This is a genomic window from Postechiella marina (genome assembly GCF_039538365.1).
Lineage (GTDB): Bacteria > Bacteroidota > Bacteroidia > Flavobacteriales > Flavobacteriaceae > Postechiella > Postechiella marina.
Genome location: NZ_BAABCA010000002.1, coordinates 55,116 through 67,367, shown reverse-complemented (window position 1 = coordinate 67,367; position 12,252 = coordinate 55,116). Strand labels below are relative to the sequence as shown.

Annotated in this window: 10 protein-coding genes; all 10 read left to right on the top strand. The window is 31.7% G+C overall.

Translation table 11 applies throughout. The features are described 5' to 3' along the window. The 10 genes from ABD715_RS04125 (at window position 1) to ABD715_RS04080 (ending at window position 12,238) form a co-directional block, all read left to right on the top strand. Window positions 1–1,596: a RagB/SusD family nutrient uptake outer membrane protein gene (locus ABD715_RS04125; RefSeq protein WP_344786823.1), complete on the top strand. Its 1,596-nt coding sequence runs from the start codon at window positions 1–3 to the stop codon at window positions 1,594–1,596. A 13-nt stretch (window positions 1,597–1,609) separates the two neighbouring features. Beyond that, window positions 1,610–2,785, top strand: coding sequence for a hypothetical protein (locus ABD715_RS04120; RefSeq protein WP_344786822.1), 1,176 nt, complete (start codon window positions 1,610–1,612; stop codon window positions 2,783–2,785). Window positions 2,786–2,808: 23 nt separating this feature from the next. Then, window positions 2,809–4,341, top strand: coding sequence for a PKD domain-containing protein (locus tag ABD715_RS04115; protein ID WP_344786821.1), 1,533 nt, complete (start codon window positions 2,809–2,811; stop codon window positions 4,339–4,341). Window positions 4,342–4,369: 28 nt separating this feature from the next. Beyond that, a complete protein-coding gene (locus ABD715_RS04110) occupies window positions 4,370–5,287 on the top strand; it encodes a polysaccharide lyase family 7 protein (protein ID WP_344786820.1) in 918 nt (305 codons plus the stop codon). Between the two features lie 226 nt (window positions 5,288–5,513). Further along, window positions 5,514–6,215: a FadR/GntR family transcriptional regulator gene (locus ABD715_RS04105; RefSeq protein WP_344786819.1), complete on the top strand. Its 702-nt coding sequence runs from the start codon at window positions 5,514–5,516 to the stop codon at window positions 6,213–6,215. 228 nt (window positions 6,216–6,443) lie between these two features. Next, entirely contained in the window at window positions 6,444–7,727 is a 1,284-nt protein-coding gene (locus ABD715_RS04100; RefSeq protein WP_344786818.1) for an MFS transporter, read from the top strand. Between the two features lie 45 nt (window positions 7,728–7,772). After that, a complete protein-coding gene (locus ABD715_RS04095) occupies window positions 7,773–8,537 on the top strand; it encodes an SDR family NAD(P)-dependent oxidoreductase (RefSeq protein WP_344786817.1) in 765 nt (254 codons plus the stop codon). A 247-nt stretch (window positions 8,538–8,784) separates the two neighbouring features. Then, entirely contained in the window at window positions 8,785–9,801 is a 1,017-nt protein-coding gene (locus tag ABD715_RS04090; protein ID WP_344786816.1) for a LacI family DNA-binding transcriptional regulator, read from the top strand. 349 nt (window positions 9,802–10,150) lie between these two features. Continuing rightward, window positions 10,151–10,294 carry a hypothetical protein gene (locus ABD715_RS04085; RefSeq protein ID WP_344786815.1) on the top strand — a complete coding sequence of 48 codons (144 nt, stop codon included), beginning with the start codon at window positions 10,151–10,153 and terminating at the stop codon, window positions 10,292–10,294. A gap of 150 nt (window positions 10,295–10,444) precedes the next feature. Next, on the top strand, window positions 10,445–12,238 hold the full coding sequence (locus ABD715_RS04080; protein WP_344786814.1) for a tetratricopeptide repeat-containing sensor histidine kinase: 1,794 nt from the start codon (window positions 10,445–10,447) through the stop codon (window positions 12,236–12,238). Window positions 12,239–12,252 lie beyond the last annotated feature (14 nt).

The window sequence follows — 12,252 nt, the reverse complement described above, 5'->3', positions numbered from 1 at the left end:
ATGAAAAAGATATTTAAAAATATAATCGTTTGTTTTTCTTTAGTAGCTTTATTTACTAGTTGTGAGGAAGAACTAGACCTAAGTAACCCAACAGCACTTTCTATTGAAGAGTTGCTGCAAACCGAAAACGGATTCGAATTATTAGCAAATGGTGTTTTAGATGCTTACCAAAAAGTACCAGCAAACGAGTTTTTGCTAATAGAGTTAAGATCAGATAATGTAAGAGCAAATTCAGAAAACGGTAATTTTCCTGCTATAAATGCTTATAATGTAGATCCTAATAATGGAGATGTAGCTACGTATTACTCTAATAATATGTCTACAATTAAACATGCAAATACTATTATAGGTAGTCGTTTTTTAGCTCCAGAATCGCAACAATATACGGTGGGCGAAGCTTACTTTATGCGAGCTTTATGTCATTTTAATTTAGTAAGAGCCTACCAAAATGTACCTTTTATAGATAAGGTTTTAGATATTACAAAAGGCGACGCGTTAGATTACCCACAATTACCAGAAGCCGAAGTTTACGAGAAAATTATAAGCGACTTTAAAACCTCTATAGCGTATTTAGATGGTGTAGAGCAAAATAGATATCGCCCTTCAAAAGGAGCAGCAATTTGTTTAGCTGCAAAGGCATATTTAAGTCAGCCAAATCCTAATTATAGCGAAGCAGAACTATTATTGGCATCTGTAGTAGAAAATAATACATCTTACAATTACGATTTAATATTTACAGAAAGAAGCAATGCAGAGCAGTTTGAGTTTAATGCAGATCCTTTAAATTCAAGCGTCGATATTTTAACAGATGCAGAGTACCATGCAAATTTAGTTATAGACTATGGTCACATGTTAGGTAACAGTATTTCTGATGGTTATACAGATGGTATACTAGATGGTTCTTGGTCCAATAATTCGGCTTTAGAAATTAATGATGAAGTTATCTTTTCTATAGCTTACGATTTAGTAAGTAGCGATAATTACACAACAAGCGATAGTGGATTAAACGACCAGGTAGAAACCGATTCAGAATCGCATAGTTTCGCCATGACACTTCAAGGTCCTTCTAATGGTGTAAATATTGCTTCTCTAGATTTTTTAGAAGTTATGAATCCTGAATTACAGCCTGTAAGGTTTTATGCAAGTATTGATGCCTTATCATACAATCCAACCATAGAAACAACCGATACGTTTAATGCTAAATTTCCAACAGATGGTGAAATTGGTGATAACGATTGGATAGTTTTAAGATACGCAGATGTTCTGTTACTATATGCAGAAGCTATTTTGGCAGGAGGAGATAGTACTATAGATTCTAGAGCTATTGATGCTTTTAATCAAGTAAGAGCAAGAGCAGGTCTAGAAGAAGTTGCTAACCTAACAAAAGATTTATTGCTAGACGAAAGAAGGGTTGAGTTTGTTTACGAAAACCAACGTTTGTATGATTTAATAAGATTTGGTAAGGCAGATGCTGTTTTAACAGCGTTTTCTAATAAAAACAGTCTGTTTTATACAAACGAAAAGAAATACCTGCCTTTCCCTCAAAGAGAAAGAGATAATTTACCAAACTTTTATAAACAAAACGATGGATACTAAAAACTTTGTAATTATGAATACATATTTATCTAATTTAAAATATATAGTTTTGGGTGTGTTTGTGTCTCTAACGTCTTGTGTAAGCGATGATTTAGCAGATGTGGGCGATTTACAAGACATTACTGGGCCTACACCTTTTTATAACTTTACAGATGTTTCTTCGTCAGAGTTTGATTGTAACGATGTAGAATTATGGGCTAAGTACGAATACAATTTCCAAGCTGGTTCAAACTTAGCAGTAAATGGTACAAATTACGAATGGACCGTTACACCATCAGAAGGTGTAAGTTTTATTAATAAGGATTTACCAATTCTTCAACAAAAAATAGATGCAGAATTGGCAGAAATTATAGCGTTAGAAAAAGAGATTGCTAAGCGCGAGTTTAAATTACCATGCGAAACTAATCAAGATAAAAAAGATGTTCTTGAAGCAGAAATAGCAGATTTTGAAGCTAAATTAGAAACTGCAAATAATGCTCTTCCAGACGATATTATGCAAAACGTATCTAACCTAGAAGCAGAAATGGCTGCTTTAACTGCAGCGACCTTACAAGATCAAGAGTTAATATTTTCTTTTCCAAATCCGGGTAATTATACGGTTGGTTTAACGGTAACAGATAACCTTGGTAAATCAGAATTTATAGAAAAAGCAATAACAGTAAATCAAGCTGTGCCAACTATTCCTGTACCAGAAATAGGTGAGCCTAGTTTTGATGATGGTACTTTGTTTGATGGTACTGGAGACGGTAGAGATTCATGGAGGTCGCCTAGCAGTAGTGCTTGGGGTAACGTGTTTCAAATTAATACAAAATCAGAATTAGGTATTCTTCCAGATGGTTATCAGGCAGCTAAATTTCCTGCAGATGGAACTCGAGTTGGGTATCAATTGCTAGAAGTTACTCCTGGAGCAACCTACGTGTTAACTTATTTTAGTGCCTTAAATGCTGATGCCTTTGGAGACGTTACCGTGTCTATAGTAAGTCCTAATGCTTCAACTTTAGACGAGGCTAAATTATCGGCAAATATTATAGCTTCTAGAACAGATAATAATGTAGGTAGGGTGGTTGATGTTTTTAAAAAACATGCTATAACTTTTGAAGCAGGAGAGAACGAATCTGTAATTTTATTACTTACTAACTCTGGTGTAGAGAGCAGATTAGATGCATTCGATATTACAGTTAAACAATAAGAACTATCTAAAAATTAAATATTATGATTAATAAATTATTTAAAAAATCGGGTAAAAGTACTTTTGCTTTATGTTTTATATTTTTAGCTTGTATTTCTTGTTACGATAATGGTTACGAAGAGTTTGTACCACCAACAGGAAATGTAAATAATATACAGCCTAACACGCTTTTTACTACAAGTACAGATGCAAACGATAATTTAGCAGTTGTATTTAGAAGTTATTCTACAGATGCTGCATCTTATTTATGGGATTTTGGAAACGGAAGCACATCTACAGAGGCTAACCCAGATTACAAATATTCAGAAGGAGGTTTGTATACTGTAAAATTAAAAACAACAAGTACAGATGGTTTGGTAGCAGAGGCCTCTTCAAGTGTATCTCCAATTTTTGTAGACTTTAATTTTACAATGATAGATTCTGAAGTGACTTTCGAAAATATAAGCTCTGGCGCTAGTAGTTTAGTTTGGGATTTTGGCGATGGCGAAATTGTTGAGTGGAACGTTGAAGATACTGAGGATGACGACGATTTTAGCCCAGTACATGCCTATAAAACAGACGAAACTTTTGTAGCAACACTTACTGCAACAAATTATTTAGGCGCTAAAGTTTCAGTTTCAAAAAACATAGAAGGCTTAGTACTGTCTACAGTTCCAGATTTTACTTTTAATGTGTCTACTTTAAGTGTAGATTTTACAGATGCTTCAATTTTAGCGGTATCACATAGTTGGGATTTTGGAGATGGCAACACATCTACAGAGGTTAATCCATCTCATGTTTATGCTGTTAAAGGCACTTACGATGTTGTTTTAACAACAACAAACAATGCAGGAGTATCCAGGAGTATAACAAAAGTTGTTCCTGTTGGAGGTGTAGAAGCCACTTTTGCAGCTGTTTTACAAAATGCAGATATGCAATCTTATCCAACATCTGAAAACAATACAAACGACCTTGTTGATGCTTGGACAGTAGATCCAGATAATACATTTAATAATAAGACCGATACGCCTTATAACTTTTGGCGAAACGATGCTCTAGAAGCATACGTAAGTGCGCTGCCAGATGCAGGTACAGATAAAGTAAGCTCTTCTGGTACAGATGCAAAATCTGCAGGAGGTATATCAGATAGATCTCTTAAAACAGATAGTAATGGAGAAAGAGCTTATCAGCCTTTTGAGGTTGAGGTAGGTGTAGAGTACACGATTTCTGCATTTGTTAGAAAAAGCGGAAATACTCCAAACAATTTAATTGGTACATTTTACATCCTGTCAGACCAACCAGCTCAAGACGATGCAGCTACATTGCAACCTATAACTTTGGTTAAAAACGAAGTAAATGGCACTGCTTCAGGTGGAGACGAGTGGATTAAAACAACTTTTAGTTTCGAGGTCGATGCTACTTTTGGTTTCTCACAAAGTAGAGTAGACGAGAATACAGATGATATTTTAACATCAACAGATCAAAAATTTGTGCTTTTTTACTTTGTTCCAAACGATCCTAAAAAGTCGGGTAATGTGTTTTTAACAGATGTCGTTTTAAGCACACCAGGATTTTAATAAAAAAGGCATTATATAAATTATAAAAATGAATCACTTCCGTAAAGAAATATTAAACATTTTATTGATAGCAATACTATCTGTAAACGCTTTTTGTTATGCACAAAAAAGCAATGTTTCTGCATCGGAGATTAAAACTGAAAAAAAGAAGAAAAACAAGAGAAAGAAAAAGGTGCGATTACCTCATATAGATTTAAGTCATTGGAAGGTAACATTACCAGTAGCTAATGCAGCTGGAAAGCCAATAGAAATTAGTCCACCAGAAATATTAAATTTCGCAAATAACGAGGTGGCAAGGCCATATATGTATATAGATTCTACACAAGGTGCCATTGTGTTTCATGCCATGCCAACTAACTCTAAAACCAGAAATACAAAGTATACAAGATCTGAGTTAAGAGAGCAAATGGTACCTGGCGATAATAATAAAAACTGGACATTTGGAGATGGGGCTTACATGAAAGGGAAGTTGGCTATGGAAGAGACAACAAGAGGTGCAAATGGCAAATACCATAGAACCATTATTATGCAAATTCATGGGCGATTAACTAATGAGCAGCGCGATTTAATAGGCGAAGACGATAATAATGCACCACCTATTTTAAAAATATATTGGGATAACGGTAAGGTAAGAGTAAAAACCAAGGTGCTTAAAAATTTAAGTGCAACTAATGAAGAGTTACTACATGAAGATGCTTGGGGAGACGATGATGGTTTTAATTTTGAACAAAGAGTCGATTTTAATAAGTTTATTTTAGAGGTAAAAGTATCTGATGGTAAAATGGTCATTGTTTTAAATAAAAATGAATATAAAGTTTACGATAACATACATATAAAAAGATGGGGTGTTTTCGAAAACTATTTTAAAGCAGGTAATTATTTTCAATCTAGAGATAAAGGTGCTTATTCTAAAGTAAGATATTATGAATTAGAAGTTAGCCACTGATTGTTAAATAAATATACATGTACGTAATTACGTATTTAAATTGAAGTATTTGTAGTATTTATTGTGTAATCTGAATAATTACATAATTTAAAATGATTTTTTTTGATAATATTTAAGAAAGTTTATACGTAAACTTAATTAGTTTAACTGTTTTTTTTAAATTTGATCACATTATTGGTTTACCAGTTAGAGGAAAGCCAGTTATAATGATAAAATATTAGAGGGTATGAAATTAGAAACAATAACATTAAGCGATAATCCATCAGTTCAAAACGAAATAATTAGTAAAATTAGAGAGTTAATTAATTATAAAAATTTAGAACCTGGAGACAAATTACCTTCAGAGCGTATGTTGTCTGATAAGTTTGGAGTAAGCCGAGGTAATGTTCGAGATGCCATACAAAGATTAGAGTTTTATGGCTTATTAAAGTCTATACCTCAAAGCGGAACCTTTGTAGCTAAAATAGGTGTAATTGCTTTAAACGGAATGATAGATGATATTTTACGTTTAAACACACCAGATTTTAAAGATCTTGTAGAAACACGAATTTTATTAGAGTTAAAAACAGTAAGATTAGCAGCTTTAAGACGAACTGAAGACGATTTAAAACACATGAAGTTAACATTGGATGCTTATGCAGAAAAGGTTAATAATAACGAAGATGCAGTACAAGAAGATTTATTGTTTCATTTAGCCATAGCAAAAGCAAGTGGTAATAGTACCATGAATAATTTTATGTTAACTATTACTCCAGAGATAATAACAAATTTCGAGAAATATCATGTTTGCGATGATGGTCAAGCTTTACTAGGAATAAAGGAACATCAAGATATTTATCAAGCCATTAAATTAAAGAACCCAGAAATGGCAAAAGAAAAAATGAAAGTTCATTTTAAAGCATTATACCAATATTGCTATAATGTTTAAAAAAAAATAATTGAGGTTATGTTGCACGCTAAGCCTTAATTGTAATAACAGGAGGGAAGATTATTCTTTTAGTTAAAAGAAATTTTCTTCGTATAAGACAAATTAATTAATTCGCTTTCAGTGTTTTACACTGTATAGCAAGGATGCTTACATAGTTGTTTTAAATAAAAGAAATAACGGTGTTATTTTTTAATTGTAAAAAAAGAATTTAACCAAAAATATAAATACATGAAAATAAAAGGTTTACGTTGGTGGATTATAGTGCTCATTTTTATAGCTACTGTAATTAATTATATAGACAGAACAGCATTTGCGCTATTATGGCCAGAAATGGGAGAAGACTTAGGTATGGACAAGGCAGACTATGCTTTTATGTTCAATATTTTTCTAGCAGCTTATGCTATAGGTAAATTTGCGTCTGGTAAATTATACGATCAAATAGGTACACGTTTAGGTTTTACAGTGTCTATAATAGTATGGTCTGTAGCATCTGTATTACATGCTTTTGCTGTTGGTTTGGTGTCTTTATCTATATTTAGAGGGCTTTTAGGTTTAGGTGAAGCAGGTAACTGGCCAGGAGCTGTTAAAAGTAATGGTGAATGGTTTCCTGTAAAAGAGCGTGCTATAGCACAAGGTATTTTTAATGCAGGAGCATCTATAGGAAACGTTATTGCTCCTTTTGTAATTATTTTACTTTATACAGAGTTTGGATGGAAAACAACTTATATTATTCTGGGAGCAGTAGGTTTAATATGGGTAATTCCTTGGTTATTTTTAAATAAATCTACACCAGAAAAGCATCCTTGGGTTACAGATAAGGAGCGTAAATTAATTATGTCTAGCCAAATTGATGACCAAGAGGTAGCAGTAAAAGAAACAGCTAAAGGCTTAAGTGTTGGTAAAATATTAAGCTATAAACAGTCTTGGGGTGTTTTATTATGTCGCTTTTTTATTGAGCCAATCTGGTGGTTTTTTGCAGCATGGATGCCAATTTACTTAAACGATAAATTTAATTTAAGTATAGAAGAAATAGCAGGAACGATGTGGATTTCTTATTTAATGGCAGCAGCAGGAAGTATTATTGGTGGTTTGTTTACAGGAGAGTTAATGAAAAAACACTCTGTAAACTATTCTAGAAAAGCTACAATAGTAGTAGGAGGCGCTTTAATTTTAATAGGCTTTATATGTATAATAACATTTGTACAGCAAGGCGATTTTATGAAGTTTATATATTTTGCTGGTCTTGCTCTATTTGGGTTTCAATTTGCAATTGGTAATATTCAAACCATTTCTAGCGATTTATTTAGAGGCCCATCTGTAGGTACATTAGCAGGTTTAGCTGGTACAGTTGCAGCAGTCTCTCCAATGATAATGAACTGGTTTGTTGGTCAAATAACAACAAGCTCTTACACACCAGCCTTTATTGCTATATGCGTTGCAGTGGTGTTAGGTGTACTTTCTATATTCTTTTTAATTAAGAATATAGGTCCAGTTAGAAAAACAATACAATAAATAAGTAAATATAAATAATCGAAAAATTAATAAAAACAAGATAAAATGAGTAATTTAAAAGGAAGAGTAGCGGTAATTACAGGTGCCACAGGAGGTATAGGTTTTCAAGTAGCTAAAAGATTAGGAGAAGATGGATATACTGTTATATTAAACGGTATTGACGATGAAGCTGGTGCAGGAAGAATTAAAGAACTTACTGATGCAGGAATTACAGCAGAGTACTACGGATTTGATGTTACTAAAGAAGAAGAAGTAACAGCAAACATTAACAAAATTGGAGAAAAATACGGTAAAATTGATGTTCTTGTAAACAACGCAGGAGGTTTAGGTGGACGATCTAGGTTTGAAGAAATGACTACAGAATTTTACAGATTTGTAATGGCATTAAATTTAGATTCTACTTTCTTCGCATCTAGAGCAGCTATACCTTACTTAAAAAAAGGTGAAAACGCCTCTATTATAAACTATACATCTATTGCGGGTTGGAATGCAGGAGGACCAGGAGCTGGTGTTTACGGAACATCTAAGGCTGGTGTACATGCCATTACTAGAGCATTAGCAAAAGACCTTGCAGAATATGGTATTAGAGTTAATGCTGTGTCTCCAGGAACTATTGATACAGATTTTCACAAGCAAATTAAATCTACTAAGCCAGAAGTTTTTGCTTCATGGAAAAACAATATTATGTTAGGTAGACTAGGTCAACCAGAAAACGTTGCTTCTGTAGTTTCTTTTTTAGTTAGCGATGATGCATCATTCTTAACTGCAGAGACTATTCAAGTTGGTGGCGGACAAGGATTAGGTATTTAATTTTAAATAAACCACGACGTTATTTAAAATAGATTAAGTGTTATTAAAAAGCTCATTATATGGTTATAATGAGCTTTTTAAATTTGTATTATTAATGTTTTGGCTTGTATTTGTTATCAAAATAAAAAGTAAAACTTTATATAAACACTAATCTTTCGTTATTTAGTTGACTTATTTTTTTGTCTATGTATTATAACAAGGCTATTTTTGTAAATTGCATAGTTATAAACAAAGAGGTTAAAAGAGTATGGTTACTTTAAAGCAATTAGCAAAAGAATTAAATGTTTCAATATCTACAGTTTCTAAGGCGCTTAATAATAGTGAAGAAATTGGGCAAGAAACAGTAAAGCGCGTTAAAGAACTTGCAGAACTTTATAACTACAAACCAAACAAAGTTGCGTTAAGTTTAAAGCAAAATAAAACCAATACTATAGGTGTAATTATACCGGATATTTTAAATCATTTTTTAGCCAAAGCTCTATTTGGTATAGAAAGAGAAGCTAATTTGCATGGATACAATATTATAACATGTATCTCTAACGAGTCTCTAGTAAAAGAAAAAGAAAGTTTACAATTACTTGCAAGTGGTAGTGTAGATGGTTTTATTTTATGCGTGTCTGAAGAAACTCAGATTAAAAATGAGGTAGAACATTTTAAAAAAACAATGAGTCAAGGACATCCTATTGTAATGTTTGATAGGGTAGCACACGATGTGTTATGCGATAAGGTTATTGTAGACGATTACGATTCTACCTATAGGGCTACTAAAAGCTTACTTGACGAAGGGCGCAATAAAATAGCTTTTATATCTAATATAGATGAGTTAAGCGTAGGTAAGCTAAGAGAGCGAGGTTATAGACAAGCTATTTTAGAATCTCTTGGTCAAGAATTATTAAGTCTCAAAATAAGAAAAGGTGAAGATTCTCATCAAAAAATAAAATCCTTTTTTAAAGACAACCAAGATATAGATGGTGTTATTGCTGCAGATAGTACCTCGGGAGTTATAGCTATTAATATGGCTGTGCACTTTAAACGCAAAGTGCCTAAACATATATCTGTTATCGGATTTTCTAGTAAATCTGTTTCAATTCACTCTGTACCTCCATTAACCGCAATTCGTCAACATGCTAAAAAAATTGGTGCTAAAGCTGCACAATTACTAATTAAACGATTGCAAACACCTGCTACAGAAGAGTTACAGTTTACAACTAAAATTATTAAAACAACAGTTGTAAAAACCAAATCTACACTAAAAGCTTTATAATAACATAACTTATTAACAATGCACTCTTAATAACTTTTGCATTTCATCGATTATTTGTACCTTTTATCGAAAACATTATTTTAAAAGAGCTGTTTATCCTAATTTAGCAGCGCTTAATAGATATCCCTTAAGTCCCTCAAAAGTTTATTAAGTTTTTAATTTTCCATTTTGGCGTTTTAGCCATAGACTCTCAAAAAATAAGTATGTAATCAATTATACACTCGTGTGTGTTGATTTTGAATTAATTATCCATTCTCCCTCTGTTTAGGCTTTTTTTAGCCTTAGCGAGAGCGTTTTAAAAATTTTAATATTAATAGAGAATAAATAATTTAACCTTAAATCGAGTATTATGAAAACCCTAAAAATTACATTATTAGTAACACTTTTTATTGCATGTTTAACTTCTTGTACTAAACAAGATTTAAATGAAGACGATGTTTTAATTGACACAGACGTACCTGTATACTATACTGGCGGAGACGTTCAGGATTAGTTTAATTAATATGCTACAAACTTATTAAGCTCTTTATTAAAATAATAAAGAGCTTTTTTATTTTATAAAAATTATAGATACATTTGAGGGAATTCGTTAATTGTTATTTTGTTGAAATCTCTTGTTTCTATATTTATCTTTTCTTTTTGTTTGAATTTTATTCAAGCTCAAAATAGTAATTTTAAAAAAATAGACTCCTTACATAAATATGTTGTTAAATCTAAAATTAATGATTCTTTAGGTCTTGCAAAAGTACATTATCAGTTAGGCGAGTTATATAGGTATTCTAATTTAAGCGACAGTTCTTATTTTTATTATCATAAAGCAGAAAGGTTTTATAGACATTCTAAGCAACAATTAGAATATGCTAAAACACTTTACGGTATTGCTGTAATACAAACTTATGAAAAAGATCACACAGGAAGTGAGGTAACTTCATTTCAAGCTATTACCATTTTAGAAAGCTTAAAGCAGGTTAATGAGGTAAGAAAGTATAAGGCGTATATATATAATAATTTAGGTATTGTTTTTAATCAATTAAACCAACTGGAAGAGTCTGTAAATTATTATACAAAAGCTATAGATTTAAAACGTGGTTTAAAAGGCGATTTTAAGAACAGCATAGATAACTCTATAAATAATTTAGCTAGAGTTTATATACTAAAAAACGAAAATGATAAAGCCATTAAGTATTATAATGTTATTTTAAGCGATAAAAATTTAAGAAAAGAGCGTCCTAGTTTTTATGCTTTAGTTCTTGGTAATTATGGTAAAGCTCTTTTTAACTCTGGAAACTACGATAAGCTCCCTAATTTATATTTTGAAGCTTTAAAAATAGCCGATAGTGTAAGTTTTAATGGCTATAATTCAATTATTATTAACCAGCAAATAGCAGAATATTATAGTTTAAATGGAGATAATGAGTTAGCAAAGTTTTATGCCTACAAGGCAAAATCTATATCAGAGAAGTTTAATAACGAAGATTTGCTATCTGCGCTTTTATTACTGTCTAAAATAGAAAGCAAAGATAAAGCGTTAAAGCATTTAAGGGCTTATGTAAAGCTTAATGACAGTTTGCTAAAAACAGAAAGAACAATTAGAAATAAATTTGAGCGCATTAAGTTCGAAACCAAAGAAATTGAAAAAGAGAATATACAAATTGCTAGAGAGCGTTTATGGTTACTAATTATTTCTTGTGCTTTAATATTGGCTTCAGTATTGTTGTATTTGGTTATTAATCAAAGATCAAAAAACAAAGAACTTAAGTTTGTACAACAACAACAAGAAACAAACGAAGAGATTTACAACCTGATGCTTTCGCAACAAGATAATATTGAAGAGGCTCGTGTTTTAGAGAAAAAACGAATTTCTGAAGAGTTACACGACGGTGTATTAGGACGTTTATTTGGAGCCAGGTTAAGCCTAGATAGTTTAAATATGGCTACTACTACAGATGCCATTAATACAAGAAGCAAGTACATAGCACAGTTAAAAACTATAGAGGAAGATATAAGAAAAGTGTCTCACGAACTTAATACCGATTTTGTTTCTGGCTCTGGTTTTATAGATATAATTAAAAGTTTAATAGATACACAAACGCTAGCCTATCAATTAAAATATAAAATGAATAATGATGGTGCCATTAATTGGGATGGTATCTCAAATAAAAATAAAATACACATTTATAGAATAATTCAGGAAGCATTACACAATATATACAAACATGCTAAAGCAACAGAAGTTGTGTTTACTTTTAAATTAAAAAAGTCTATTATCTGTTTAAAAATTAAAGATAATGGTGCTGGTTTCGATATTAACAAGGCAAAATTTGGCATAGGATTAAAAAATATGAACTCTAGAATTGCCGAAATAAATGGTATTATTTATTTTAATTCTGAAAAGAATCTTGGTACAACAGTAGTTATAGAAATACCAATAACATAAACTAAACAAACCCT

Coding starts and splice junctions, on each gene's coding strand:
- ABD715_RS04095 (WP_344786817.1), top strand. CDS start 7,773: ATGAGTAATTTAAAAGGAAGAGTAGCGGTAATTACAGGTGCCACAGGA.
- ABD715_RS04120 (WP_344786822.1), top strand. CDS start 1,610: ATGAATACATATTTATCTAATTTAAAATATATAGTTTTGGGTGTGTTT.
- ABD715_RS04115 (WP_344786821.1), top strand. CDS start 2,809: ATGATTAATAAATTATTTAAAAAATCGGGTAAAAGTACTTTTGCTTTA.
- ABD715_RS04100 (WP_344786818.1), top strand. CDS start 6,444: ATGAAAATAAAAGGTTTACGTTGGTGGATTATAGTGCTCATTTTTATA.
- ABD715_RS04085 (WP_344786815.1), top strand. CDS start 10,151: ATGAAAACCCTAAAAATTACATTATTAGTAACACTTTTTATTGCATGT.
- ABD715_RS04125 (WP_344786823.1), top strand. CDS start 1: ATGAAAAAGATATTTAAAAATATAATCGTTTGTTTTTCTTTAGTAGCT.
- ABD715_RS04090 (WP_344786816.1), top strand. CDS start 8,785: ATGGTTACTTTAAAGCAATTAGCAAAAGAATTAAATGTTTCAATATCT.
- ABD715_RS04105 (WP_344786819.1), top strand. CDS start 5,514: ATGAAATTAGAAACAATAACATTAAGCGATAATCCATCAGTTCAAAAC.
- ABD715_RS04110 (WP_344786820.1), top strand. CDS start 4,370: ATGAATCACTTCCGTAAAGAAATATTAAACATTTTATTGATAGCAATA.